The 25,913-nt window shown below is 55.5% G+C and carries 29 protein-coding genes; 17 read left to right on the top strand and 12 right to left on the bottom strand.

What is annotated here, in order from left to right:
- Nucleotides 1–21 precede the first annotated feature (21 nt).
- The 3 genes from hslV to rraA all read left to right on the top strand — a co-directional run bounded on the left by hslV (nucleotide 22) and on the right by rraA (nucleotide 2,539).
- On the top strand, nucleotides 22–552 hold the full coding sequence (gene hslV / locus FS690_RS16820) for an ATP-dependent protease subunit HslV (protein WP_071668633.1): 531 nt from the start codon (nucleotides 22–24) through the stop codon (nucleotides 550–552).
- Nucleotides 553–563: 11 nt separating this feature from the next.
- Entirely contained in the window at nucleotides 564–1,898 is a 1,335-nt protein-coding gene (gene hslU, locus FS690_RS16815) for an HslU--HslV peptidase ATPase subunit (RefSeq protein WP_039381194.1), read from the top strand.
- A gap of 155 nt (nucleotides 1,899–2,053) precedes the next feature.
- Nucleotides 2,054–2,539 carry a ribonuclease E activity regulator RraA gene (rraA, locus tag FS690_RS16810; RefSeq protein ID WP_039381195.1) on the top strand — a complete coding sequence of 162 codons (486 nt, stop codon included), beginning with the start codon at nucleotides 2,054–2,056 and terminating at the stop codon, nucleotides 2,537–2,539.
- Nucleotides 2,540–2,590: 51 nt separating this feature from the next.
- On the opposite strand, the gene zapB is transcribed toward rraA, so the two are convergent.
- The gene (gene zapB / locus FS690_RS16805) at nucleotides 2,591–2,830 is read right to left on the bottom strand and encodes a cell division protein ZapB (RefSeq protein WP_039381198.1); all 240 of its coding nucleotides are present in this window, start codon (nucleotides 2,828–2,830) and stop codon (nucleotides 2,591–2,593) included.
- 407 nt (nucleotides 2,831–3,237) lie between these two features.
- On the opposite strand from zapB, the gene FS690_RS16800 reads away from it, so the two are divergent.
- The 3 genes from FS690_RS16800 to glpX all read left to right on the top strand — a co-directional run bounded on the left by FS690_RS16800 (nucleotide 3,238) and on the right by glpX (nucleotide 6,735).
- The gene (locus FS690_RS16800) at nucleotides 3,238–4,086 is read left to right on the top strand and encodes an MIP/aquaporin family protein (RefSeq protein ID WP_145339933.1); all 849 of its coding nucleotides are present in this window, start codon (nucleotides 3,238–3,240) and stop codon (nucleotides 4,084–4,086) included.
- 29 nt (nucleotides 4,087–4,115) lie between these two features.
- The gene (gene glpK / locus FS690_RS16795; protein WP_039381204.1) at nucleotides 4,116–5,627 is read left to right on the top strand and encodes a glycerol kinase GlpK; all 1,512 of its coding nucleotides are present in this window, start codon (nucleotides 4,116–4,118) and stop codon (nucleotides 5,625–5,627) included.
- A gap of 97 nt (nucleotides 5,628–5,724) precedes the next feature.
- Nucleotides 5,725–6,735 (top strand): class II fructose-bisphosphatase, encoded by a 1,011-nt coding sequence (glpX, locus tag FS690_RS16790; protein ID WP_071668634.1) that lies wholly within the window; start codon nucleotides 5,725–5,727, stop codon nucleotides 6,733–6,735.
- Here the strand turns inward: glpX and emrD are convergent.
- Complete coding sequence (emrD, locus tag FS690_RS16785; RefSeq protein ID WP_145339932.1) at nucleotides 6,725–7,921, bottom strand: multidrug efflux MFS transporter EmrD; 1,197 nt, start codon at nucleotides 7,919–7,921, stop codon at nucleotides 6,725–6,727. The genes glpX and emrD overlap by 11 nt on opposite strands.
- Between emrD and FS690_RS16780 the strand changes: the two genes are divergently transcribed.
- The 4 genes from FS690_RS16780 (at nucleotide 7,920) to tpiA (ending at nucleotide 10,533) form a co-directional block, all read left to right on the top strand.
- Nucleotides 7,920–8,147: a hypothetical protein gene (locus FS690_RS16780; protein ID WP_104086060.1), complete on the top strand. Its 228-nt coding sequence runs from the start codon at nucleotides 7,920–7,922 to the stop codon at nucleotides 8,145–8,147. The two genes, emrD and FS690_RS16780, sit on opposite strands and share 2 nt — an antisense overlap.
- A gap of 59 nt (nucleotides 8,148–8,206) precedes the next feature.
- A complete protein-coding gene (gene fpr / locus FS690_RS16775; RefSeq protein WP_039381212.1) occupies nucleotides 8,207–8,953 on the top strand; it encodes a ferredoxin--NADP(+) reductase in 747 nt (248 codons plus the stop codon).
- Nucleotides 8,954–9,056: 103 nt separating this feature from the next.
- Entirely contained in the window at nucleotides 9,057–9,644 is a 588-nt protein-coding gene (locus FS690_RS16770) for a YiiQ family protein (RefSeq protein ID WP_039381214.1), read from the top strand.
- Nucleotides 9,645–9,765: 121 nt separating this feature from the next.
- Nucleotides 9,766–10,533: a triose-phosphate isomerase gene (gene tpiA / locus FS690_RS16765; RefSeq protein WP_039381215.1), complete on the top strand. Its 768-nt coding sequence runs from the start codon at nucleotides 9,766–9,768 to the stop codon at nucleotides 10,531–10,533.
- Nucleotides 10,534–10,585: 52 nt separating this feature from the next.
- Here the strand turns inward: tpiA and FS690_RS16760 are convergent, their stop codons facing one another.
- From FS690_RS16760 to cpxP, 5 genes are all read right to left on the bottom strand, one after another.
- Nucleotides 10,586–11,341, bottom strand: coding sequence for a CDP-diacylglycerol diphosphatase (locus FS690_RS16760; RefSeq protein ID WP_094111631.1), 756 nt, complete (start codon nucleotides 11,339–11,341; stop codon nucleotides 10,586–10,588).
- A 133-nt stretch (nucleotides 11,342–11,474) separates the two neighbouring features.
- A complete protein-coding gene (locus tag FS690_RS16755; protein WP_145339931.1) occupies nucleotides 11,475–12,464 on the bottom strand; it encodes a sulfate ABC transporter substrate-binding protein in 990 nt (329 codons plus the stop codon).
- A gap of 140 nt (nucleotides 12,465–12,604) precedes the next feature.
- Nucleotides 12,605–13,567, bottom strand: a complete 963-nt coding sequence (pfkA, locus tag FS690_RS16750) for a 6-phosphofructokinase (protein ID WP_039381217.1) — start codon at nucleotides 13,565–13,567, stop codon at nucleotides 12,605–12,607.
- Between the two features lie 207 nt (nucleotides 13,568–13,774).
- The gene (gene fieF / locus FS690_RS16745; protein ID WP_039381218.1) at nucleotides 13,775–14,677 is read right to left on the bottom strand and encodes a CDF family cation-efflux transporter FieF; all 903 of its coding nucleotides are present in this window, start codon (nucleotides 14,675–14,677) and stop codon (nucleotides 13,775–13,777) included.
- Nucleotides 14,678–14,865: 188 nt separating this feature from the next.
- A complete protein-coding gene (gene cpxP, locus FS690_RS16740; RefSeq protein WP_039381219.1) occupies nucleotides 14,866–15,378 on the bottom strand; it encodes a cell-envelope stress modulator CpxP in 513 nt (170 codons plus the stop codon).
- A gap of 150 nt (nucleotides 15,379–15,528) precedes the next feature.
- On the opposite strand from cpxP, the gene cpxR reads away from it, so the two are divergent.
- Genes cpxR through trmL form a run of 3 tightly spaced genes read left to right on the top strand, consistent with a single transcriptional unit; the run spans nucleotide 15,529 to nucleotide 18,112 of the window.
- Nucleotides 15,529–16,230: an envelope stress response regulator transcription factor CpxR gene (cpxR, locus tag FS690_RS16735; protein ID WP_145339930.1), complete on the top strand. Its 702-nt coding sequence runs from the start codon at nucleotides 15,529–15,531 to the stop codon at nucleotides 16,228–16,230.
- Nucleotides 16,227–17,603, top strand: coding sequence for an envelope stress sensor histidine kinase CpxA (gene cpxA / locus FS690_RS16730; protein WP_039381221.1), 1,377 nt, complete (start codon nucleotides 16,227–16,229; stop codon nucleotides 17,601–17,603). Before cpxR ends, cpxA begins: the two co-directional genes overlap by 4 nt.
- A 35-nt stretch (nucleotides 17,604–17,638) precedes the next feature.
- A complete protein-coding gene (trmL, locus tag FS690_RS16725; RefSeq protein WP_039381222.1) occupies nucleotides 17,639–18,112 on the top strand; it encodes a tRNA (uridine(34)/cytosine(34)/5-carboxymethylaminomethyluridine(34)-2'-O)-methyltransferase TrmL in 474 nt (157 codons plus the stop codon).
- Here trmL and cysE read toward each other — a convergent pair.
- From cysE to FS690_RS16700, 5 genes are all read right to left on the bottom strand, one after another.
- On the bottom strand, nucleotides 18,109–18,924 hold the full coding sequence (gene cysE / locus FS690_RS16720; RefSeq protein ID WP_039381223.1) for a serine O-acetyltransferase: 816 nt from the start codon (nucleotides 18,922–18,924) through the stop codon (nucleotides 18,109–18,111). The genes trmL and cysE overlap by 4 nt on opposite strands.
- A 65-nt stretch (nucleotides 18,925–18,989) precedes the next feature.
- Entirely contained in the window at nucleotides 18,990–20,009 is a 1,020-nt protein-coding gene (gene gpsA / locus FS690_RS16715; RefSeq protein WP_039381224.1) for an NAD(P)H-dependent glycerol-3-phosphate dehydrogenase, read from the bottom strand.
- Nucleotides 20,009–20,473, bottom strand: coding sequence for a protein-export chaperone SecB (gene secB / locus FS690_RS16710; RefSeq protein ID WP_039381225.1), 465 nt, complete (start codon nucleotides 20,471–20,473; stop codon nucleotides 20,009–20,011). Before secB ends, gpsA begins: the two co-directional genes overlap by 1 nt.
- 40 nt (nucleotides 20,474–20,513) lie before the next feature.
- Complete coding sequence (grxC, locus tag FS690_RS16705) at nucleotides 20,514–20,768, bottom strand: glutaredoxin 3 (protein WP_039381226.1); 255 nt, start codon at nucleotides 20,766–20,768, stop codon at nucleotides 20,514–20,516.
- Nucleotides 20,769–20,786: 18 nt separating this feature from the next.
- The gene (locus tag FS690_RS16700) at nucleotides 20,787–21,218 is read right to left on the bottom strand and encodes a rhodanese-like domain-containing protein (protein ID WP_039381227.1); all 432 of its coding nucleotides are present in this window, start codon (nucleotides 21,216–21,218) and stop codon (nucleotides 20,787–20,789) included.
- A 249-nt stretch (nucleotides 21,219–21,467) separates the two neighbouring features.
- On the opposite strand from FS690_RS16700, the gene envC reads away from it, so the two are divergent.
- The 4 genes from envC (at nucleotide 21,468) to FS690_RS16680 (ending at nucleotide 25,908) form a co-directional block, all read left to right on the top strand.
- Complete coding sequence (gene envC, locus FS690_RS16695; RefSeq protein ID WP_039381228.1) at nucleotides 21,468–22,769, top strand: murein hydrolase activator EnvC; 1,302 nt, start codon at nucleotides 21,468–21,470, stop codon at nucleotides 22,767–22,769.
- A gap of 3 nt (nucleotides 22,770–22,772) precedes the next feature.
- The gene (locus FS690_RS16690; RefSeq protein ID WP_255471508.1) at nucleotides 22,773–23,672 is read left to right on the top strand and encodes a divergent polysaccharide deacetylase family protein; all 900 of its coding nucleotides are present in this window, start codon (nucleotides 22,773–22,775) and stop codon (nucleotides 23,670–23,672) included.
- A gap of 102 nt (nucleotides 23,673–23,774) precedes the next feature.
- The gene (locus FS690_RS16685; protein WP_108570142.1) at nucleotides 23,775–25,004 is read left to right on the top strand and encodes a glycosyltransferase; all 1,230 of its coding nucleotides are present in this window, start codon (nucleotides 23,775–23,777) and stop codon (nucleotides 25,002–25,004) included.
- Complete coding sequence (locus tag FS690_RS16680; protein WP_094111633.1) at nucleotides 24,997–25,908, top strand: hypothetical protein; 912 nt, start codon at nucleotides 24,997–24,999, stop codon at nucleotides 25,906–25,908. The genes FS690_RS16685 and FS690_RS16680 overlap by 8 nt, the downstream gene beginning before the upstream one ends.
- The last annotated feature ends 5 nt before the right edge of the window (nucleotides 25,909–25,913 follow it).

The following is a 25,913-nucleotide window of genomic DNA, read 5'->3' as shown; positions in this document are numbered from 1 at the left end:
ACTGCAACAAGGGGTCTGCCCGTGACAACAATAGTAAGTGTACGACGCAACGGCCGGGTCGTTATTGGTGGTGATGGCCAGGCAACGCTTGGCAACACCGTAATGAAAGGCAACGTCAAAAAAGTGCGTCGTCTTTACAACGATAAAGTGATTGCGGGCTTTGCGGGCGGCACTGCCGACGCCTTTACCCTGTTTGAACTGTTTGAGCGTAAGCTGGAAATGCATCAGGGTCATCTGGTTAAAGCCGCGGTTGAGCTGGCAAAAGACTGGCGGACCGATCGCATGCTGCGCCGTCTTGAAGCGCTGCTGGCGGTAGCGGATGAGAACTCTTCGCTGATCATCAGCGGTAACGGCGATGTTATTCAGCCGGAAAACGACCTGATAGCGATCGGCTCCGGCGGCCCCTACGCCCAGGCAGCGGCACGCGCGCTGCTGGAAAATACCGACATTGGTGCACACGATATTGTTGAGAAAGCGCTGAACATCGCCGGCGATATCTGTATCTACACCAACCATAATATTAACTACGAAGAATTACCGTCTAAGGCGTAAGGACCTGAATCATGTCTGAGATGACTCCACGCGAGATTGTCAGCGAGCTTAATCGCTTTATCATCGGCCAGGACGGCGCTAAAAAAGCGGTTGCCATTGCGCTGCGTAACCGCTGGCGCCGCATGCAGCTTGACGAAGAGCTGCGTCACGAAGTGACCCCGAAAAATATCCTGATGATTGGCCCGACCGGCGTCGGTAAAACCGAAATTGCCCGTCGTCTGGCGAAGCTGGCCAACGCCCCGTTCATTAAAGTTGAAGCGACAAAATTCACCGAAGTTGGCTATGTCGGTAAAGAGGTCGATTCGATTATCCGCGATCTGACCGACTCCGCCATCAAAATGGTGCGCAGCCAGGCGATTGAAAAGAATAAATATCGTGCTGAAGAGATGGCCGAGGAGCGCATTCTCGACGTGCTGATCCCACCGGCTAAAAACAACTGGGGCCAGCCAGAGCAGAACGCCGAGCCATCAGCTGCGCGTCAGTCTTTCCGCAAAAAACTGCGCGAAGGCCAGCTGGATGATAAAGAGATTGAGATCGACCTTGCCGCCGCGCCTGCTGGCGTAGAGATCATGGCACCTCCGGGCATGGAAGAGATGACCAGCCAGCTGCAGTCCATGTTCCAGAACCTGGGCGGTCAGAAACAGAAGCCGCGCAAGCTCAAGATCAAAGATGCCATGAAGCTGCTGATTGAAGAAGAAGCGGCAAAACTGGTTAACCCGGAAGAGCTGAAGCAGGACGCTATCGACGCGGTAGAGCAGCACGGTATCGTGTTTATCGATGAGATCGACAAAATCTGTAAGCGCGGCGGCCAGTCTTCTGGTCCGGACGTTTCACGCGAAGGCGTGCAGCGCGATCTGCTGCCGCTGGTTGAGGGCTGTACCGTTTCGACCAAGCACGGCATGGTTAAAACCGACCATATCCTGTTTATCGCCTCCGGCGCATTCCAGGTAGCCAGCCCGTCCGATCTGATCCCGGAACTGCAGGGTCGTCTGCCGATTCGCGTTGAGCTGCAGGCGCTGACCGTGAACGACTTCGAGCGCATCCTTACTGAGCCTAACGCTTCCGTCACCGTGCAGTACAAAGCGCTGATGGGTACGGAAGGCGTTAATGTGGACTTCACCGAGGATGGTATCCGCCGGATTGCTGAAGCAGCCTGGCAGGTTAATGAGACCACTGAAAATATCGGTGCACGCCGCCTGCATACTGTACTGGAGCGTCTGATGGAAGATATCTCCTATGACGCCAGCGATCGCCACGGTGAGTCCATTACCATCGACGCTGAGTATGTCGGCAAGCATCTGGATGTACTGGTCGCAGACGAAGATCTCAGCCGCTTCATCCTGTAACACCCTTCTGATCGTTTCTGCTGCCCGGCCACTGCGCCGGGCATTTTTTTGCGCAGCATATTGATGCGGCGCTGCTTTTTGCCGGTGATGATTTTGCCAACACTCTTCAGATAGCGATATACTTATCTTTCCTGTGGCAAACAGACGGCATCCTTATGAAATACGATACATCTGAACTCTGTGACATCTACCATGAAGAAGTGAATGTGGTTGAACCACTTTTTTCCAACTTCGGTGGACGCACCTCATTCGGTGGGCAGATTACCACAGTCAAATGTTTTGAAGACAACGGCCTGCTTTACGACCTGCTGGAAGAGAACGGGCGTGGACGAGTGCTGCTGGTAGATGGCGGTGGCTCGGTACGTCGTGCGCTGGTGGATGCCCAGCTGGCGCGGCTTGCGGCGCAAAATGAGTGGGAAGGTCTGGTCGTTTACGGCTCGGTGCGGCAGGTTGATGAACTGGAAGAGCTGGAAATTGGCATCCAGGCGATTGCCGCTATCCCCGCTGGGGCGGCCGGTGAAGGCATTGGTGAGAGCGACGTACGCGTAAACTTTGGCGGCGTAACCTTTTTCTCCGGCGATCATCTCTATGCGGATAACACGGGCATCATTCTGTCAGAAGATGCGCTTGATATTGAGTAAACCGCAAACAAAAACGGGTGCCTGAGCACCCGCAGGTTTAAGCGCAGGTGCTTAAACCTCTTCCATTTTTCCCAGCAGTGCCCGCAGACGTTCCTGCCAGACATGCTGCTCTTCCTTCAGATGCTGATTTTCACGCGCCAGCGCGTCCTGATTGCCGGAAGCCTGGCTCACTTCGTTTTTCAGCGTATTGTTCTGCTCTTTCAGCTCTTCAATTTCCATTTGCAGCAGCGTGATGGTATCAATCGCCTGCTGTACTTTCGCTTCCAGTTTCTCAAATACTTCAAATGACATCGTTCTGACCTCTCCTAAAACTCGCAAGGCGTTGATGAAGCTGTAGCTGCCTCAATAAAGACGCATACAGCCATGTTGTCCCGATTGTATGTAGCCAAACCCGGCAAGTCCAGCGGCACGGGGCATTGGCGGCCAGTCTGTAACACTTTTCAGCTAATGCTTAAAAAATAAACCCGTTGCCAGTCATGATGCGCTAAGTGCGTTAAGAGGCAGATTAATTGGCCTTAAAGAAAGGTAAAAGACGCGAAAACGCGCATTTTTATGACGCAGTACACAGAATTCAATTTCGCTATTTCTCGTTTATGTTCGTTAACGATAAATTCACATCAACCCTACATTAGCGCTGGGCGACTCAGGGATTGAGAACAAAAACTGATAACATTTAACCTCGCTTCAGGAATTCCATTATGAGTCAGACAACGAACACACTCAAAGGTCAATGTATCGCCGAGTTTCTCGGCACCGGTTTGATTATCTTTTTTGGCGCGGGCTGTGTGGCTGCGCTGAAGCTGGCCGGTGCGGCATTCGGTCAGTGGGAAATCTGCATCATCTGGGGTCTGGCTGTTTCGATGGCGGTCTATCTGAGTGCGGGCGTCTCCGGCGCGCATCTCAATCCGGCGGTCACCGTGGCGCTCTGCCTGTTTGCTAATTTTGAAGGGCGTAAAGTTTTACCTTACATTCTGGCGCAGGTTGCCGGCGCCTTCTGTGCCGCTGCACTGGTATACGGCCTTTATTACAATCTGTTTTTCGATTATGAAGCGAGCCATCAAATGGTGCGTGGCAGCGTGCAGAGCCTCGACCTGGCGGGTATCTTCTCTACTTATCCTAATCCGCACATCACGGTCGGTCAGGCGTTTCTGGTAGAGATGGTCATCACAGCCGTACTGATGGCGGTTATCATGGCGCTGACTGACGATGGCAATGGCGTACCGCGCGGCCCGCTGGCGCCGCTGCTGATTGGTCTGCTGGTTGCTATTATCGGTGGTTCAATGGGTCCCCTGACCGGCTTTGCGCTCAACCCGGCACGTGACTTTGGACCGAAACTGTTTGCCTTTATCGCTGGCTGGGGTGACGTAGCCTTCACCGGCGCCAAAGATATTCCTTACTTCCTGGTGCCTGTGTTTGGTCCGCTGGTGGGTGCATGTCTGGGTGCCTTTAGCTATCGTGCGCTGATTGGTCGCCACCTGCCGGTAAACATCGCAGAAACCAGCAAAACAGAAAAACCTGTAGCGCGCGCTGAACAGCGTAAAGCGTAAGTTTCACTCTTAATCATCAGGACATTATTATGACTACGCCAGATAAAAAATATATCGTCGCGCTCGATCAGGGTACTACCAGCTCCCGTGCCGTCGTACTCGACCATGACGCCAACATCGTTGCCGTTTCACAGCGTGAGTTTACGCAGATCTACCCGAAAGCGGGCTGGGTTGAGCATGATCCGATGGATATCTGGGCTTCACAGAGCTCAACGCTGGTGGAAGTGCTGGCACACGCTGACATTAACTCCGATCAGATCGCCGCTATCGGTATCACTAACCAGCGTGAAACCGCCATCGTCTGGGATAAAGAGACCGGCAAACCTATCTACAATGCCATTGTCTGGCAGGATCCGCGCACCGCTGACTACTGTAATAAGCTGAAGAAAGAGGGACTGGAAGAGTATATCCAGCACACCACGGGTCTGGTGATTAACCCTTACTTTTCCGGCACCAAAGTGAAATGGATCCTCGATCACGTCGAAGGCGCACGCGAGCGTGCGAAACGCGGCGAGCTGCTGTTTGGTACCGTGGATACCTGGCTGGTCTGGAAGATGACGCAGGGCCGTGTGCATATCACTGACCATACCAACGCCTCGCGTACCATGATGTATAACATCCACAAGCTGGAGTGGGATGCACGCATGCTGGAGATCCTCGACATTCCGCGCGAAATGCTGCCGGAAGTTAAAGGCTCTTCTGAAATTTATGGTCAGACCAACATTGGCGGTAAAGGCGGCACGCGTATTCCGATCGCCGGGATTGCGGGTGATCAGCAGGCGGCCCTGTATGGCCAGCTCTGCGTACAGCCTGGCATGGCGAAAAATACCTACGGTACCGGCTGCTTTATGCTGATGAATACCGGTACTGAAGCGGTAACCTCTACCCATGGCCTGCTGACCACTATCGCCTGCGGCCCGCGTGGCGAAGTGAACTATGCGCTGGAAGGTGCCGTATTTATCGGCGGCGCCTCGATTCAGTGGCTGCGCGACGAAATGAAGCTGATCAACGACTCCACCGATTCAGAATATTTTGCGCTGAAAGTTAAAGATACGAACGGCGTCTATATGGTGCCGGCATTTACCGGCCTGGGCGCGCCTTACTGGGACCCCTATGCCCGTGGTGCTATCTTCGGCCTGACGCGCGGTGCCAATGCCAACCACATTATCCGCGCGACGCTGGAGTCGATCGCCTATCAGACGCGCGATGTACTGGAAGCGATGCAGAACGACGCCGGCACCCGCCTGCAGTCGCTGCGCGTTGACGGCGGCGCTGTCGCGAACAACTTCCTGATGCAGTTCCAGTCTGACATTCTCGGCACCCGCGTTGAACGTCCGGAAGTGCGTGAGGTCACGGCGCTGGGCGCAGCCTATCTGGCAGGCCTGGCCGTCGGCTTCTGGAACGATCTGGACGAGGTGCGTGCTAAAGCCGTCGTGGAGCGCGAATTCCGCCCTGGCATCGAAACCACTGAACGCAACCTGCGCTACGCGGGCTGGCAGAAAGCGGTTGCCCGTGCCAAAGCCTGGGAAGATGAAGCGTAAGTAACCCCCTGCCCGCGGTCCGTGCCGCGGGTTTCCCCCTCTCCCGCTTTTACCGCTGTGCTACACTGCCCGCCTGTTTTTCTGTCAGGTGCAAACCATGAAACGCGAACTCGCAATTGAATTTTCCCGTGTCACTGAAGCGGCAGCGCTGGCTGGCTATCGCTGGTTAGGGCGTGGCGATAAAAATGCGGCCGACGGTGCCGCCGTTAACGCCATGCGCATTATGCTCAACACCATCAACATTGATGGCCGCATCGTTATCGGTGAAGGCGAAATTGATGAGGCGCCGATGCTCTATATCGGCGAGCAGGTCGGCACCGGTCAGGGTGATGCCGTGGACATTGCGGTCGATCCGATTGAAGGCACGCGCATGACCGCTCTGGGCCAGGCTAACGCGCTGGCGGTGCTGGCAGTCGGCGATAAAGGCAGCTTTCTGCACGCACCAGATATGTACATGGAGAAGCTGATCGTCGGACCGGGAGCGCGCGGCGCTATCGACCTCAGTCTGCCGCTGGAAACCAATCTTAAAAATATCGCCATTGCGCTCGGTAAGCCGCTCGCGCAGCTGACGGTATCCATTCTGGCGAAGCCACGCCATGACGCAGTTATTGCCCAGCTGCAGGCGCTCGGCGTGCGCGTGTTTGCTTTTCCCGATGGCGATGTGGCCGCGTCGATCCTCACCTGTATGCCTGACAGTGAAGTCGATGTGCTGTATGGCATCGGCGGCGCGCCTGAAGGCGTCGTCTCGGCAGCCGTGATCCGCGCCATGGATGGTGACATGCAGGCACGCCTGCTGGCGCGGCATCAGGTTAAAGGAGAGAGCGAAGAGAATCGCCGGCTGGGCGAACAGGAGCTGCTGCGCTGCGCGGAAATGGGGATTGCGGTGGGCAGCGTGTTAACGCTGAATGAGATGGCGCGCAACGACAACGTGATTTTTGCGGCCACCGGCATCACCAGCGGCGATCTGCTGAAGGGCATTACCTGTAACGGCAATATCGCCACCAGCGAGACGCTGCTGGTACGCGGCAAGTCGCGTACCATTCGCCGCATCCAGTCGATCCACTATCTGGATCGCAAGGATACGGCGCTGCACCCGTTTATCCTGTAACCGTCTGCTTGCCGCTCTCGGGATGACGTGAGAGCGGCCACCAGCACAGCAGCATCACCAGCGACGTGACAAACATCAGCAGGCCAAGGCTGGACTGATCGTGCTGCGGTAGCAGGGCAGAGAGCCACGCGACCACTCCTGAGCCCAGGTTCTGCAGGCCGCCAATCAGCGCTCCGGCGCTGCCCGCCAGCCAGGCGTAAGGCTCCATGGCACCCGATGTTGCCAGCGGGAACAGCATGCCGGCACCGAAGAAAAACAGCGCCGCCGGCACCAGCAGCGTCCAGATATTCATTACGCCAAACCATGACGGGATCCACATCAGCAGGCCAGCCAGCAGGCAGCTGTTTACCCCATACCACATCAGCGTATGCCAGGAGGTCTCTTCCCGGCCGGCAAACCAGGCACCAAAAAAGGCGGCCGGAATAGGCAGAATAAACAGAATGCTGACGGTCAGGCCATCCAGTCCCAGTACGCCGCCCATCAGCACACCGCAGCTCGCTTCAAAGACGGCGATGCCCGCCAGCGCGCCCACCAGCAGCAGCAGATAACGGATAAAATTGCCGTCGCTCAGCAGCGTGGCGTAGCGGCGCAGAAAAGGCGTAGCCGGTGCATCGCCCGGCCGGGTTTCCGGCAGCCAGCGCGCCATAGATGCCGTAACGCCCAGGCACAGCAGCAGCAGAAAGGCGAAGCAGGCGTGCCAGCCAATCAGCCGGGTCAGCAGCGCACCTATTACCGGTGCCAGCAGCGGACTCACCAGAATGCCCATATTCAGCAGGCTGTTGGCCCGCCGCAGCGCGGTTCCGGCATACAGATCGCGCGGCATCGTGCGCGCCATAACGCCGGCAACGCCGGTGCCGAGCCCCTGGATAGCGCTGCCCAGCACCAGCATCTGCAGCGATGAGGCGAACAGCGCGATCAGCGCACCACAGGCAAAGATCGTCATGCCGGTAAGGATCACCGGGCGACGTCCGATGCTGTCCGAGAGCGGGCCGTAGATCAGCTGCGATCCGCCATAGGTGATCAGATAGGCCGCCATGACCTGCTGCATTGCGCCGCTGCGCACGTTGAGCGCTTCTGCCATCACTGCCATAGCGGGCACATAAATGGTTTGTGCCATCTGACCCACGGCCACCAGCACAATCAGCATGAATAACAGAAAACGGTTTTGAGTTTTATCGATCTGCATGGAACAAAATATCAGCCTGAAAAAAGAACGCGCCGGCAGCACTCAGGGTTCGCCGGCAGTAATGGCGGCAAAAATATCAGGATTACGTGGCAAATCGAGAGCTGAGCTGCAGGAAGCCAGGTTGCCAGCCGTCAACCTCCTGTACCAGACTGTAAACAGGTTGCTACAGGTAGTGATCTGTGCGGCGGATTTGTCGCAAAGAGCGCTTTCGCCGCCGCCGGGCTGACAAGCGCAGAGCGGGCTGGTAAAGATAGCGATAACCGGGAGAATTCAACAGGAGCACCTATGGCCGAGTGGATTAATGCAGAAGTTAAAGAGGTGAAAAACTGGACCGACGCGCTGTTCAGCCTGCGCGTTACTGCCCCTATCGATCGGTTTATCGCCGGGCAGTTTGCCAAACTGGCGCTGGAAATAGAGGGTGAGCGCGTGCAGCGCGCTTACTCCTACGTTAACGCCCCCGACGATCCGCTGCTGGAGTTTTATCTGGTCACCGTACCGGAGGGTAAACTCAGTCCGCGCCTGCAGGCGCTGCAGCCGGGTGATCACGTCATGCTGACCAAAGAGGCAGCCGGCTTTTTCACCCTGGATGAAATCCCTGACTGCCGCACCCTGTGGATGCTGGCGACCGGCACCGCCATCGGCCCCTACCTTTCAATTTTACAGCAGGGCGAAGGTCTGGATCGCTTTGACCATATTGTCCTGATTCACGCTGCGCGCTATGCCAGCGACCTTAGCTTTCTGCCGCTGATGCAGACGCTGCAGCAGCGGTATGCGGGCAAGCTGCAGATTCAGACCGTGGTCAGCCGTGAAAACAGCCCGGGTTCGCTGCAGGGCCGGGTACCGCAGCTGATTGAGAGCGGTGAGCTGGAGCGTGCCGTGGGTCTGTCGCTCGACGCAGAGAGCAGCCACGTTATGCTGTGTGGTAATCCACAGATGGTGCGCGATACCCAGCAGCTGCTGAAAGAGAGCCGCGATATGCGCAAACATTTCAAACGCAAGCCGGGCCACATGACCAGCGAACACTACTGGTAAGGATGCCGTAACATCCCGCCACGCTTTTCACCGCGCGGATTTTGACTTTCGGCGGTAAAACCCGTTTTAATCTGCCATAAGTGAATGATTCAGGGCCGATGCAATGAAGAAACTGTCAGCCGCGCTGCTGCTTAGCTGCGCGCTGTCATCTCCCGCCCGGGCAGACGAGCCGCCACCCGATCGCAGTGCGCATCTGCCGGTGGCGCCTTATCTGCTGACGGGCGCGCCTGCGTTTGATATGACGATCGCGCAGTTTCGTGAAAGCTATAACGCGGCTAATCCTGCACTGCCGCTGCTGGAATATCGTGCAATAGACAATCGTGATGACAAGAGCCATCTGACGCGCGCAGCCAGCAAAATCAGCGAAACGCTTTACTCTTCCACCGCGCTGGAACAGGGCACCGGAAAGATTAAAACGCTGCAGATCACCTGGCTGCCGGTGCCGGGTCCGGAGATGAAGCAGGCTCAGCTGCAGGCGATGAATTATATGAGCGCTCTGCTGCGCTATTTCGTGCCGGGACTCTCGCCCGAAGAGGGACGCCAGAAGCTGGACGCGTTACTGAGCGCCGGCAAAGGCGTTCGCTATTTCAGCCGCACGGAGGGCGCACTGCGCTTTGTGGTGGCTGACAATGGCGACAAGGGCCTGACGTTTGCCGTAGAGCCGATTAAGCTCACGCTGGCTACTCCCTGATATCGCAGGCAGAAGTGACGAAAAGCAAAGCCAGCGCCCCTTTTGATCTCTATACTGTCTGGCAGACATCGCTGCCATGACGGCAGCGCTATTTCATGAATCGCGTAATGCGGAGGAACGAATGCGACATCCACTGGTTATGGGTAACTGGAAACTGAATGGCAGCAAGCAGATGACCGGCGAGCTGATTGAAGGTCTGCGTACCGCGCTGTCAGGCGTGGACGGCTGTGGTGTAGCGATTGCTCCACCGGCAATTTATCTGGATCAGGCAAAACATGCGATTTCCGGTAGCCACATTGCGCTGGGCGCGCAGAATGTCGATGTTAACCTTTCAGGTGCATTCACCGGTGAAACCTCCGCAGAGATGCTGAAAGATATCGGCGCAAAGTACATCATCATCGGTCACTCTGAGCGTCGCACTTATCACAAAGAGAGCGACGAATTTATCGCGAAGAAGTTTGCGGTGCTGAAAGAGGCAGGTCTGGTACCGGTACTCTGCATCGGCGAAACCGAAGCGGAAAATGAAGCAGGCAAAACCGAAGAAGTGTGCGCGCGTCAGCTGGATGCCGTGCTGGAAACTCAGGGCGCAGCAGCGTTTGAAGGTGCAGTCATCGCCTATGAACCCGTCTGGGCTATCGGCACCGGCAAGTCGGCCACGCCAGCGCAGGCGCAGGCGGTGCACAAATTTATTCGCGATCATATTGCGAAGAAAGATGCCGCTGTCGCACAGCAGGTCATTATTCAGTATGGCGGCTCAGTAAACGATAAAAATGCGGCTGAACTCTTTACCCAGCCCGATATCGACGGGGCGCTGGTAGGCGGCGCATCGCTGAAAGCAGACGCCTTTGCCGTAATCGTAAAAGCGGCAGCAGCAGCGAAAAAAGCATAAGCTTTTTTATAACCTGTTTCAGGGCGGCCTTACGGCCGCCTTTTTTGTACATTTACTTATTGAGCAGCTGACACTGATAATCCTGGAGTTCGCCTGCCGATCCACCATTCAGCATCAGCCAGTTACGCTCCAGCGCCAGCAACGCTAATCGGCCATCCGGTAATGCTGTCAATGCCATCCCATAGTGCCCCATTTTTTCGCGCGCCCCTGCCACTTCTTTCGCCAGACGGATAAACGCACTTTGATTGAACAAGTGTGCTTCAGAGATTGCGCGAACCAGATAGCGATGCCGGTTTATTGTCACAGGCTGCCACGCGTCATGCAGGTGAGATGCCTGACTATCGAGCTGCTGACGCACCTCCGGACGCAGACAGGAGAGATGGATATGCAGCTGATTTTGAGAGCGTCCATACTGCGCATTGATCGCCAGAGAAAATGCGCTATCGCTGACTGGCTGACTGCCCTGAACCAGCAGATCGCGATGCTGCCAGGCAGCCGCGAAAAAGTTGGGCGTGTCCGGGTCCAGCAACACCGGACTTTCCATACCAGATATTTTTTCGATGGGCATCAACAGATAATGATGCGGGCCTTTAATATCTTTGTAGATAACATGACCCTGCCGGAGATTAACTTCTTTGCAAGGGGCTGGTTTGCTGTGTTGCGCCATAGCGGGCACACACTGTTCGCTTACAATCCGCCACAGCGCCTCGCCATTCCGGTAGTAATAAAAAATGGCTATGCTCAGCATGACAATAATGATAACCAGACTCCACACCAGGCCTGATAAAAACCGATTCCTTTCTTTCATAATCAATCCCTTAGCTACTGATGAAATGGTCTTATTTTAATCAGTTACACAGCGTGATGACTATCATATATCGATTTTTATACAAAAAAAGGTCAGCTAAAAGCTGACCTTTTTTATCGCTCATAGTGGGTAATCAGGGCTTCATAACCTGATCGTAGCTGCCACCGTCGGCGAAGTGATCTTTCTGCGCTTTACTCCAGCCGCCAAATTTCTCATCTACGGTGAAGAGTTTTACTGGTGCAAAGGTACTGGCGAACTTCTTCGCGACCTCTGCATCACGCGGACGATAGAAGTTCTGCGCCGCGATAGTCTGGCCTTCCGGCGAGTAGAGATATTTCAGGTAAGCTTCCGCCACGCTGCGTGTACCCTGCGCGTCAACCACTTTATCCACTACAGAAACCGTTGGCTCTGCAAGAATAGACTCGCCTGGCGTCACGATTTCAAACTTATTTTTACCCAGTTTTTCTACCGCCAGATACGCTTCGTTTTCCCAGGCGATCAGTACGTCGCCTATTCCGCGCTCTACAAACGTATTGGTTGCGCCGCGCGCACCGGAATCCTGCACCTCAACATTTTTAAACAGCGCTTTCACATAAGCGAGCGCTTTAGCCTGGTCGCCCTGATTCTGATCAAGCGCCCAGCCCCATGCCGCCAGATAGTTCCAGCGGGCACCGCCGGAAGTTTTCGGATTTGGCGTGATCACGGATACGCCAGGCTTAGTCAGATCTGACCAGTCATGAATATTTTTGGGATTGCCTTTGCGTACCAGAAACACAATGGTGGAGGTATAGGGCGCAGAGTTATCCGGCAGGCGTTTGATCCAGTTTTTGTCGATACGGCCGCGCTCAGCAATCGCATCCACATCGGACTGCAGCGCCAGCGTAACCACATCGGCACGAATACCGTTGATGACGGAGGTCGCCTGCTTGCCGGAACCGCCGTGCGACTGACGGATCACCACGTTATCACCGGTTTCCTGCTTGTAATGGGCGCTGAAGGCCTTGTTATATTGTTCGTACAGTTCGCGGGTCGGATCGTATGAGACGTTTAACAGCTGATAATCCTTTGCCAGCGCACCAGACGATGCCAGTAACAAGGTGATACCGATACTCCACTTATTCATTTCCTGCTCTCCCGCGTAGGTTATGCCGCAAGAGTGACACAAAGCGAACAGTGGATTAAAGAATTAAAAATAAGCAGTTATAACTTGCAGGAATATAAAAAAGAGGAAAAGGCGCGAACGGGATCGCGCCTGCATGCAGATCAGTAGAGCTTTTTCGCCGTATCGAGCCAGTCGCGCTTGAACGGACGCTTCATGTTCTCAATCGCGTCGATGATATCGTGGTGCACCATCTTCTCATTCTGGATCCCGACACAGCGGCCGCCATAGCCCTGCAGCAGCAGCTCAATCGAGTAAGCGCCCATACGCGACGCCAGAATGCGGTCGTAAGCACAGGGCGCGCCGCCGCGCTGGATATGTCCGAGCACGGTGGCGCGGGTTTCACGCTTTGTCTCTTCTTCGATGAAGCGCGCCAGATCGTCGATATCGCAGATGTGCTCGGTAATCGCCACGATGGCGTGCTTTTTCCCTTTTGCAATGCCCGCCTTAATCTCTTCAACCAGCTCTTCGCGGGTATACGGGATTTCCGGCAGCACAATAAATTCGCAGCCGCCGGCAATCGCCGCGGCCAGCGTCAGATCGCCACAGTAGCGGCCCATCACTTCCACAATTGAGATACGCTGATGCGATGAGGAGGTATCGCGCAGGCGGTCAATCGCTTCCACCACCGTTTCCAGCGCGGTGAAATAACCGATGGTGTAGTCAGTCCCGGCCACATCGTTATCGATGGTGCCTGGCAGACCGATGCAGGGGAACCCCATCTCAGTCAGCCGTTTGGCGCCCATGTAGGAGCCGTCACCACCAATCACCACCAGCGCGTCGATACCCCGCTTCTTCATGTTTTCGATCGCTGCCTGGCGTACCTCTTCATTACGGAACTCAGGAAAGCGCGCCGAGCCAAGAAAAGTGCCGCCGCGGTTAATCATGTCAGAAACGCTGTAGCGGTCGAGATTGATCATGCGATCTTCATACAGACCCAGATAGCCGTCATAGATACCAAAAACTTCCAGGCCTTCACTCAGGGCGGAACGGACAACTCCGCGAATGGCTGCGTTCATGCCCGGGGCGTCGCCGCCACTGGTCAGTACTCCGATTTTTTTGATCATGACAACCTCTGGATTGTTCAAAACTAAGGATTATTCCCGCCGATCGACCGGGTCATGCCTGCTCCCGAACGTGGGGCTTAATAGTTGCAGATAGTATATCAAAGGCTCAATGCTGAATTGATTCAGGTCAGACAAGTTTTCGCTAATTTTTTAAAGAGTTGTTAGCGTTTTGTCATTTTTAACATATAAGCGCCTGAATTAGAAAAGCTAAAAGCGGAAAAAGCCCTGCTGATGTTCCGGTACGACCGAGCAGGGATCCTGGTGAATAATGATGTCAGAACCTGGAAATTTCCGGCGCAGCGCCTGTTCAATCTCATCAGCAACGTGATGCGCCTGAACCAGCGGCAGCGCATCTTCCATTTCCAGATGCAGCTGAATAAACCGCGTCGGCCCTGACTGCCTGGTACGCAATGCATGCGCGCCGCATACGCCAGGCCACTGTGTCACCAGTGCAATAATCTGCTGCTTCTCCTGCTCCGGCAGCGCGCGATCCAGCAGCGCCTGCACGGCTTCATATCCCATACGCAGCGCGTTATAGAGGATATAGACGCCGATCCCCAGCGCAAACAGCGCATCAGCACGCGCAAAACCGTAGCTGCTCAGACCCAGCGCCACCAGAATCGCGCCATTCATAACGATATCTGACTGATAGTGCAGCATATCGGCGCGAATCGCCTGACTGCGGGTGCGCCGTACAACCCAGCGCTGGAAAGCCACCAGCGCCAGCGTGGAAAAGAGGGCAACAATGGTTACGACAACGCCGACCAGCGGCGCGCGCAGCGTTTCCGGTTTTGCCAGGTGCTGAATGCCGGTCAGAAACAGAAAGAGCGCGGAGCCGGAGATAAACATGCTCTGCGCCAGCGCCGCCAGCGATTCTGCTTTGCCATGGCCGAAAGTGTGATCATCGTCGGCGGGCTGCAGCGCATAACGCACCACCAGCAGATTGGTCAGCGAGGCGGCGATGTCGACCAGCGAATCCACCAGTGCCGCCAGCACGCTGACCGATCCGGTGTACCACCAGGCAAAAATCTTGACCAGCAGCAGCGCCAGCGCCAGTGAGGTAGCGGCCAGCGCAGCGCGCCGGACCAGTGTTGCGTACTCAGAATCCATGTTTCGCCCTATTAAACAGATGCGCGTGCCCGCCTTAACTGAAAACAAGTTTATCATCAGTCCGGCAGAGCTGCGTCTGCGATGCGCTATTCACCGGCAACGGCATACGGCGGGCAAAAAAAACCCCGCCATCATGGCGGGGGAAGACAGGGATGGTGTCTATGGCAAGGAAAAACAGGGATACTATGTTACTGGTTACTACTGGTGCTACTCACTGCTTGCAGCGATGACGACGACTGCAATCCTGAGAACCGACGAACATCATTCAGCCGGCGTTCATGATTCTTTTTTAACGCTGCCTGCTGCACAGGCGTCAGCAGGTGATACATCTGATTACGAACCCGGGCCATCTCAACCTGCAGGTCAACCTGCGCGCGGGCCTGTTTTTCAGCCAGCTGGCGGATCGCCGATTCATTAAATTTGTCTGCAGTGACAAGGTCATGCATAGTTTCAATATCCTGAACGCTTAACACCGGGCGCTCATGACGTGCTTGCTGCATCAGGTCCCGCATTTGCTGCCGCTGCTGTTCGGTAAGCTCAATACCATCGAACATGTGACTTTGCGGATTTTGCGTCATACTGCCTGTCGTCAAGCCGCCGTTTTGATGCATCTCTTCAATCGCTGTCGTCTCTGCTGCAACTGCGCTGGCGTGACTAAGAACCATCGCTGAAGCAATGACGATGACGGTTAAGTTGCGCATCGTTTACTCCCGGTTTGCTCTGTTTTGCGATTCAACGAGACCCAGTTTACGGCGGCAGCTGCAAACAACCGTCAGGGGGTGTAAAACTACGTAAAGCGTTGGATTGCCAGTGTGGGAACACGGTATTTTGCCTGCGGAGGGCAATAAAAAATGAATAAAATCCTGTTGGTAGATGACGACCGCGAATTAACTTCGCTGCTTAAAGAATTACTCGAAATGGAAGGGTTTGAAGTCATTGTAGCCAGCGATGGAGAGCAGGCACTTACTCTGCTGGACAGCTCTGTTGACCTGCTGTTGCTGGATGTCATGATGCCGAAGAAAAACGGTATCGATACGTTGAAAGAGCTGCGTCAGCAGCATCAGACGCCGGTCATTATGCTGACCGCGCGCGGCAGCGAACTGGATCGCGTTCTGGGGCTGGAGCTGGGGGCGGATGACTACCTGCCTAAACCGTTCAACGACCGTGAACTGGTGGCGCGTATTCGTGCGATCCTGCGTCGTTCAAACTGGAGCGAGCAGCAGCAACAGCAGCACGATACCAGTTCGCCGACGCTTGAAGTCGACTGCCTGCGTCTGAATCCGGGGCGCCAGGAGGCGAGCTTCGATAACGAAACGCTCGAGCTCACCGGCACCGAGTTCACGCTGCTTTACCTGCTGGCGCAGCATCTTGGCCAGGTGGTATCGCGCGAGCATCTCAGTCAGGAAGTGCTTGGCAAACGCCTGACGCCCTTTGACCGTGCCATCGATATGCATATCTCCAACCTGCGCCGCAAACTCCCTGAGCGTCGTGATGGCCATCCATGGTTCAAAACGCTGCGCGGACGCGGCTATCTGATGGTTTCTGCATCATGATAGGCAGTCTGACGACCCGCATCTTCGCCATCTTCTGGCTTACGCTGGCGCTGGTGTTGATGCTGGTCCTGATGGTGCCCAAGCTCGATTCGCGTCAGATGACCGCTCTGATGGAAAGCGAACAGCGGCAGGGCACCATGATTGAGCAGCATGTGGAAGCGGAACTCTCTCAGGATCCGCCTAATGACCTGATGTGGTGGCGCCGGCTGTTTCGCGCTATCGACAAATGGGCGCCGCCGGGTCAGCGCCTGCTGCTGGTCACCAGTGAAGGCCGGGTCATCGGCGCACAGCACAATGAAATGCAGGTGATCCGCAACTTTATCGGTCAGTCAGATAACGCCGATCACCCGCAGAAGAAAAAATATGGCCGCGTTGAGATGGTTGGTCCCTTTGCCGTACGCGACGGTGAAGATAACTATCAGCTCTATCTGATCCGACCAGCCACCAGTTCTCAGCTCGATTTTATCAACCTGTTATTCGACCGGCCGCTGCTGCTGCTGATTGTCACGATGCTGATTAGCTCTCCGCTGCTGCTCTGGCTGGCATGGAGCCTGGCTCGACCAGCGCGCAAGCTGAAATACGCGGCGGATGAAGTGGCCAGCGGCAATCTGCGTCAGCATCCTGAACTGGAGTCAGGTCCGCAGGAGTTTCTGGCGGCCGGATCCAGTTTTAATCAGATGGTCAGCGCGCTTGAGCGCATGATGACTGCCCAGCAGCGCCTGTTGTCCGACATCAGCCATGAGCTGCGCACTCCGCTGACGCGCCTCCAGCTGGCTACGGCTCTGCTGCGTCGTCGTCATGGCGAAGGGAAAGAGCTGCAGCGCATTGAGACCGAAGCGCAGCGGCTGGATGGCATGATCAACGATCTGCTGGTGCTGTCACGTACCCAGCATAAAAACGCCCTGGTCAGCGAGGCGATGAAAGCAAACCAGCTATGGAACGGCGTGCTGGAGGATGCGCGCTTTGAAGCGGAACAGATGGGTAAAACCATGGAAGTGCCCTATCCGCCTGGCCCGTGGCCGCTGTATGGCAACCCGCATGCGCTGGAGAGCGCTCTGGAGAACATCGTGCGCAATGCGCTGCGCTATTCTGATTCACACATCAGCGTGAGCTTCTCGGTGGATATTCAGGGCATTACCGTTCACGTGGATGATGACGGTCCGGGCGTAAGCGAAGAAGATCGCGAGCAGATTTTCCGCCCGTTTTATCGCACTGATGAAGCGCGCGATCGCGAGTCTGGCGGCACCGGGCTTGGGCTGGCAATTGTGGAGACGGCCGTACAGCAGCACCGCGGCTGGGTCAAAGCAGATAACAGCCCGCTGGGCGGGCTGCGCCTGACGCTCTGGCTCCCGCTATACTCTGCCCGCCAGTAATTTGTTATGCTTCGGCCCCTGATTGCGGGGGCCTTATGCTGAACATTGTTTTATTCGAACCTGAAATACCACCCAACACCGGTAATATCATCCGCCTGTGCGCTAACACCGGCTTTCAGCTGCATCTGATTGAGCCGCTTGGCTTTGCGTGGGATGACAAACGGCTGCGCCGCGCCGGACTTGATTATCATGAATATACCGCGCTGAAAAAACACGCCAGCTACAGCGCTTTCCTCGCGTCTGAGGCGCCGCAGCGTCTGTTTGCCCTGACCACGAAAGGTACGCCAGCACACAGCGCCGTCAGCTATCAGGCCGGGGACTACCTGCTGTTTGGCCCGGAAAGCCGGGGCCTGCCCGCGGAAATCCTTGACGCCCTGCCTGCCGGACAGAAGATACGCATCCCGATGCGCGCCGAAAGCCGCAGCATGAATCTCTCCAATGCCGTATCAGTGGTGGTGTATGAAGCGTGGCGCCAGCTCGATTTCGCCGGCGCGCTGATCAGAGATTAAATCCCGTCACCGTATTCAAAACCGGCGCCGGTAAAATGCTGATCCATATCCATTGAGGGTTTATCGCTGGCGGGTTTGCCCACAATGCGCGCCGGAACGCCAGCGGCGGTGGTATGCGGGGGAACAGGCTGCAGTACCACCGAGCCGGCACCGATTTTTGCTCCGCGACCTACGTCTATGTTGCCGAGGATTTTAGCGCCGGCACCAATCATAACGCCTTCGCGAATTTTAGGATGGCGATCGCCGCTGGTTTTGCCGGTCCCGCCCAGTGTAACGGATTGCAGGATAGAGACATCATTTTCTACTACGGCCGTTTCGCCGATCACAATACCCGTAGCGTGATCCAGCATGATCCCGCGCCCGATACGGGCCGCCGGGTGAATATCAACGGCGAAGGAAACGGAGATCTCATTTTGCAGATAGACAGCCAGCGCGCGGCGACCCTCTTTCCACAGCCAGTGGCCAATACGATAGGCCTGCAGCGCATGGAAGCCTTTCAGGTAGAGCAGCGGCGTAGAGTATTTGTCTACTGCCGGATCGCGCTGGCGTACGGCCTGAATATCATAGGCCGCTGAGACAATCATCTCCGGATCCTGACGATACGCTTCTTCAACAATTTCACGCACAGCGATAGCAGGCATAATCGGATTCGCCAGCTTGTTCGCCAGCATGTAGCTGAGCGCGCTGCCGAGATTTTCATGTTTCAGCAAAGTCGCGTGATAAAAGCTGGCCAGCATCGGTTCGCAATCTGCCAGCGCTCTGGCTTCTGCTTTGATATGGTTCCAGACCAGTTCTAACTCTTCAGACGACATTGCTGTTTACTCCCATAAAAAAGCGCCGCAGAGGCGCTACAGGTTGGTGTGCTGAGCATCCTGCTCTAGCCCGGGCTGTTTTCGTCCTTCCTCGCACGACCCAGTAAGCTTAATGCTGCCTCTCGCGCCGTTTTTTCGCAATACAGTACCTGATAAATCTGCTCGGTTATCGGCATTTCAACGCCCATTCTCGCTGCCAGGGCTTTGACTTCTTTGGTATTTCTGTAGCCTTCTACAACTTGTCCGATAATGCGTTGCGCCTCTTCAACGCTCTCGCCCTGACCCAGCATCATGCCAAAACGGCGATTGCGTGACTGGTTATCGGTGCAGGTCAGCACCAGATCGCCCAGTCCTGCCATGCCCATAAACGTTACCGGATCGGCACCCAGCGCCGCGCCCAGACGGCTCATCTCTGCCAGGCCACGGGTGATCAGTGCGGTACGTGCGTTAGCGCCGAAGCCGATACCGTCTGAGATGCCGGCACCGATAGCAATAACGTTTTTAACGGCCCCGCCCAGCTGAACACCGGTAAAATCGGCGTTGTTATAAACGCGGAAGCTTTTGCCGCAGTGCAGCTTCTGCTGCAGATCGTCAGCAAACTCCGCATCGGTCGCCGCAAGTGCGATAGCGGTAGGTAAACCGGCGGCCAGCTCTTTGGCAAAAGTAGGCCCGGAAATTACCGCCAGCGGAATAGCGTCGCCCAGGATCTCCCGCGCAACGTCCTGCAGCAAACGGCCGGTCTCTTTTTCCAGGCCTTTGGTAGCCCAGACAACACGGGAATCGATACGCAGGTAAGGTTTAATCTGCTGCAGCACGTCGCCAAAAACATGGCTCGGTACTACTACCAGCAGATCGCGGCTCGCGCGAACCACCTGGGCGAGATCGGCTTCAGGGATCAGATTATCGGGAAAAGGAACATCGGGCAGGAAAGCGGTGTTACAGCGGTCAGCCTGCAGGCGGGCGACGCTTTGCGGATTGTGGCCCCAGAGCAGAACCGGATGCCCGTTGCGAGCCAGCGTGATAGCGAGAGCGGTGCCGTACGAGCCGGCACCGAGTACGCTGATAGACGCGTTATCTGTTGTCATCAGGCATCCTGACGTGGCGCTTCGCCTTCACCTTGCTGCTGCAGGTAGTTCATGAACAGCGCATCGAAGTTAACCGGAGCCAGATTGAGCTGCGGGAACGTACCGCGTGAAACCAGGCTGGTCACGCACTCACGTGCGTAAGGGAACAGAATGTTCGGGCAGTATGCGCCAAGGCAGTGCGCCATCTGCGTGCCATCAATACCGCTGATGGTAAAGATACCCGCCTGCTGTACTTCGCACAGGAATGCGGTCTCTTCGCCTACGGTTGCGGTTACCGTCACGCGCAGCACCACTTCATACACTTCATCAGCCAGCTGAGAAGAGGCGGTATCCAGATCCAGTTTGACTTCCGGCTCCCACTCTTTCTGAAAAACCTGTGGTGCGTTTGGCGCTTCAAAAGAGACATCTTTGGTATAAACGCGCTGGATCTGGAACTGCATTTCGTTGGTGCTTTGTTCTGACATGTTACTAAGTCCTTAAGTGATAATTATCAGTGCAGAAGAGTTAAGCCTGAAGCAGAGGATCGAGTCCCTGACGCCCGTCCAGCGCGTAGAGATCGTCACAACCACCGATGTGCTGAGCGTCGATAAAAACCTGCGGCACCGTGGTGCGGCCACTGCGCCGGATCATCTCTTCACGTTTCATTGCGTCCCCATCGATAGGGATCTCCTGATAAGAAACGCCTTTCTGATCCAGTAACGCCTTTGCACGATGGCAGTATGGGCAGGTTACTTTGGTGTAAATCTCAACATTAGCCATGCGGAATACCTCAGATGATTATTTACCGCGAACCAGCGGCAGGTTTTCGCCACTCCAGCCGCTGACGCCATCTTTCAGGACAGCGACATGTTCAAAGCCTGCTGCGCTCAGCGTTGCTGCTGAATCGCCCGCGCTCTGACCGGTGGCACATACCACAATTATGGGCTGCGACTTGTGCTTTTCCAGCTCGCCGAAGCTGCCTTTTTTAATATCTGCTGCTGCTACGTTAACCGCGCCGGAAATATGTCCCTTGCGATAATCGTCGCGTGAACGCACGTCTACTACCACCGCGTTCTCTTTATTAATCAGATGGGTCGCTTCGCCACGGCTGATGGTTTTTACCTTAGAGAACATCCCTTTAACGGTGGTCACAATCACCAGAATAAGTAAAACGACCCATGCCAGACTAAGGATGGGGTGATTGCTTGCAAACTGCATGATTTCTTGCATGAGAGGTAACGACTCCAGACCGGGCTTATAAGCTAAAACAAGGGTTCTGAGTATACCTGCGCCACTTCGCATGTACAGTCGCGATGCGGGCAGAGATACGATTTGTGCGTCATTTTCCAAAAAAAATGTTTTAATCGCAAAATTCAGACAATGTTTATCGCGCTAAGCTTTAAAGCGACACGTTTCGTAATCTAAAAGCTGGCCGGGATAACTGGTAAGCGGCTGTTCATCGTGGAATAATTATCAACTATGAAGGGAAAAGCGCGCATTACACCTACAAGGACTCATTACAACGGCCCGGCTTCTCAGCTGGTATTCCGCTGGTCCCCCCTCTCCCTCAGCCTGCTGTGTGCGGGTATTTTTTTGCTGCCTGTTACGGGTTACAGCGCTGACGACAATAAAGCGCAGCTAAAAACCATTCAGCAAAGTATCGCGGAAAAAGAGAAGAGCGTTAAAGCTCAGAAAGTTGAGCGCAGTAAACTGCTCGATCAGCTCCGGAGTCAGGAGAAGATTATTGCCCAGGCGAGCCGTCAGCTACGCGAAACGCGCAATAGCTTAAGCACGCTCGACAAAGAGGTTGCTCAGCTTACCGCCTCTATCTCTCGCCTTGAAAAGCAGCAGACGCAGCAGGAAAGCCTGCTGGCGCAGCAGCTCGACGCCGCTTTTCGCCAGGGGCAGCATAATGGTGTACAGCTGCTGCTGGGCGGCGCAGAAGCGCAGCGCAGTGAACGCATCCTGGCCTATTTTGGTTACCTCAACGCCGCGCGGCAAAAAAATATCGATGAGCTGCGGCAGACCCGGCAGCAGCTGGCTGAGCAGCGTCTGACCATGCAGAGCAAACAGCAGCAGCAAAAAAATCTGCTCGTTCAGCAGCAGGCGCAGCAAAGCAAACTGGAAAACGCCAGCGCCGCCCGCAAAAAGACCCTCTCCGCGCTGGAGAACGCGCTGGAAAAAGATCAGGCAGACCTGGTTGAAATGCGTCAGAACGAAAGCCGTCTGCAGGATAAAATTGCCAAAGCAGAGCGCGAAGCGCGTCAGCGGGCCGAGCGCGAGGCGCGTGAAGCCGAGAAGGTGCGCCAGCGTCAGGCGCAGGCCAAAGCGAAAGGCTCCAGCTATGCCCCCACGCAGAGCGAGCGTGAGCTGATGGCGCGTACCGGCGGACTGGGGCGCGCAGGCGGCCAGGCTTTCTGGCCGGTACGCGGCAGAATTGAACACCGCTTCGGTGAGGCGATGCAGGGTGAGCTACGCTGGAAAGGACTGGTAATCGACGCACCGGAAGGCACCGAAGTGAAAGCGATTGCGGATGGACGGGTACTGATGGCCGACTGGCTGCAGGGCTACGGGCTGGTTGTGGTACTGGAGCACGGTAAAGGCGATATGAGCCTGTACGGCTATAACCAGAGCGCACTGGTAAGCGTCGGTGCACAGGTCAAAGCTGGTCAGCCGGTGGCGCTGGTAGGCACCAGTGGCGGCCGCGGTACGCCGTCGCTCTATTTTGAGATCCGCCGTCAGGGCAAAGCTGTTAACCCACTACCGTGGTTAGGAAGATAAGTGCTGTTTTTATCCCGAACGTTACCCGCTCTGCTATGCGGCTCGCTTCTGAGTTTCAGCGTGCAGGCGGCAAAATTAGCGATTGTCATTGATGATTTTGGCTACCGTCCCACCGAAGAGAACAAAGTGCTGGCGATGCCGGCAGCCATCTCTGTTGCCGTACTGCCCAACGCCCCGCATGCGCGTGAGATGGCAACCAAAGCCCATCAGCGCGGTCATGAAGTATTGATTCACCTGCCGATGGCGCCGCTCAGCAAACAGCCGCTGGAAAAAGATACCCTGACGCCGGAGATGAGCAGCGATGAAATCGCCCGCATTATCCGTGAAGCCAGCGGTAAAGTTCCCTACGCGGTTGGCCTGAACAATCATATGGGCAGTAAAATGACCTCCAGCCTGCCCGGCATGCAGAAAGTGATGCAGGTGCTGAATCACTACAACTACTATTTTCTCGACAGCATGACCATCGGCAATAGTCAGGCCGTTACAGCGGCGCAGGGCACGCAGGTCAAAGTCGTGAAACGCCGCGTGTTTCTTGATGATAATCAAAATGAAGCGATGGTACGACAGCAGTTTACCCGGGCGGTTAAGCTGGCACAGCGGGACGGGTTTGCTATCGCTATCGGCCATCCGCACCCGACAACAGTGCGCGTGCTGCAGCAGATGCTGCCTTCCCTTCCGGCTGATATTACGCTGGTTACGCCAGGACAGCTGCTGAATGAGCCGCTGCGTCACAGCGCAAAACCTGCTGCAGCCTCTCCGGCTAAACCCGCCAGCGTGCGCTTCCGCGCGCCTGCCATCTGTAAAGTCAGTGCCGCGCCAGTGCCGCAGCAGCGGGCAGTGGAAATTATCGGCGAAGGCCTGATGCAGAACCCTTTCATGCTCAAACTGAAAGCGCTGTTTTAAAGCAGCGGTGTGGGCCACCGCACCGCTGACATTCACATTGCAGCCAGAAAGTTTATACTCTTGCCGGAAAACTCACGGCACAGAACAAGGACATCAGCAGGAATGACGCCGCATAAACGAAAAATTCTACTGCTTGATAATGGTCGCGAGTGGGGCGGCGGCACGAATAGCATGCTGGAATTACTGAAGCGGATCGATCGTAACCAGTTCGATATTACCTGCTGCTTTTATCATAATTATTCGCGCGGCAATAACGAAACCATTGAGCAAATTCTTGGATCGTTAACGATTCCGGTGACGTTTATTCCGCAGCGCAGACAACCTCTCTGGGCAAAAATCAGCAAAGAAATAGTCCGCACGCTGCTTTTTTTCAGCAAAGAGAGCAGAAAAAAAGCGATTCATTTTGTGGATCGCCGATGGCGTATTATCCCGAACGCGCACAAGATTGGCGCGCTTCTGCAAGCCGGGCAGTTTGACCTGCTTTATATGAATAATCAGCCCAGTACCAACACTGAAGGCTATCTGGCAGCCCGCCCGCTTAATATTCCGGTGGTTCAGCACTGCCGTATTGACCCGGTACTGAATCGCCAGCTGGTCGCGATGCTGAACCGGGACTGTGAGGCGATTATCTGCGTTTCGCACGGTGTCAGTCATACGCTGCAGCGTCATGGTGTCCATCAGCATCTCTGTCATACCGTCAGCAATGCCATCGATATCCACCAGCCGTTACCCGATCGTACCGCGGTTCGTCAGGCGCTGCAGATTGCCCCGGAAACCTTTGTGTTTGGCTCTATTGGGTCACTGATAGCGCGTAAAGCCAATCACCATACGCTGAGCGCACTGGGCCGGTTTCACCGCCTTTACCCTCACGCTGACTGGAAAATGCTGATTGTCGGTACCGGTCCGGAACAGGCTAACCTTGCACAGCTGGCAGAAAAAGAGCAGATTGCTGACCGCATCGTTTTCACCGGTTTTAAAAATAATGCGCTGGATTTTCTGGCCGCGTTCGACACGTTCATACTGGCCTCGCAAAGTGAAGGCTTACCCCGCGTGGTGCTTGAAGCGATGCTGGTCAATACTGCCGTTATCGGATCGCGGGTAACCGGGACAGCTGAGCTGATTGAACACAACCAGACCGGTCTGCTGTTTGAATATGGTGATATTGCAGAGCTGACACAGCAGCTGATCGCTCTGTGGGAGAACAGAGAATTACGTCAGAAATTAACCGACACGGCTGCCGGAAAGGTACGCGAACATTACGCTATTGAAAACTATATTCAGGGCGTAGAAACGGTTCTGGCTAATGTTATTCAGGAAAAGAGTCATGCTTAATTTTTTTAATAAACGTTTCCGCCATATTCGCGCGCGGCACAATATTCCCTACAGCCAGAGTCGCGTGCAGGGCAAGACTCCTGTCACCTCCGTGGTGATCCCGTGTGCGGGTGAGGACTATATTGAAGAAGCGCTGCTCAGCGCCTGCTTTGCCAGCCGTTTTGCCACCAGCGTCACGGAGATTGTTATCGTCAGCGACCAGCCCGCGACACAATTTGGTGAGCTGCCGGCAAAGACCCGCGTTGCCACGCTGACCATTCCGCACCGTGAAGAGAGCTACCGTTATAAACAGATTTACCGCAGCCGGCTGATCAAACTGCAGGCGCCTTTGCAGGCCAGCGGTGACGCGGTTCTGATGATCGACTCTGACCTCAACCTGCTTAAAGATCCTGCCCTCAGCCTGCGTGAAGGCCATCTTTACTCCAGCTTCAGAGAAGGCAGAATGATTGCCAAACTTGAAAACGCGGCTGAGGAGCAGATCCCGGCTTACTATAAACCCGCCATCCGGCCCTATCTGGTTGACCATGTCAACGGCGCTTATCTGGCCGCCACGCGTCAGACCTGGAAGCGTATCTGCCCGCTGTGGCTGACGCTGTTTCAGGATACCTGGGAGCTGATGAATGATAATCAGCCCCCCACCGATCAGCTGCCGCTCTCTGCGCTGCTGGATATGCTCGATCTGGTTACGGTTAACCTGGGCGAGTGGGCAAACTGGCCGGTTTCCAAGCGCATCGGCGGAACGGCAGCGGTAATTCCGCCTGAGGTCATTGGCGCACACGGCGGTTTTCCGTTAAGCGAATGGCAGAAGTATCTGCAGGACCCGGCGCAGCCGCTGCAGTTTAAAGGTCAGGACTATACGCGCAAAGTACGCTACCTGACGGATGAAGAGAAAAAACGCGGCTGATACTA

The sequence above is a fragment of the Pantoea sp. PSNIH1 genome (genome assembly GCF_007680655.1).
GTDB lineage: Bacteria > Pseudomonadota > Gammaproteobacteria > Enterobacterales > Enterobacteriaceae > Pantoea > Pantoea eucrina.
Note: the sequence above shows the minus strand (reverse complement) of the source record. Positions and strands in the feature narration are given on the sequence as shown.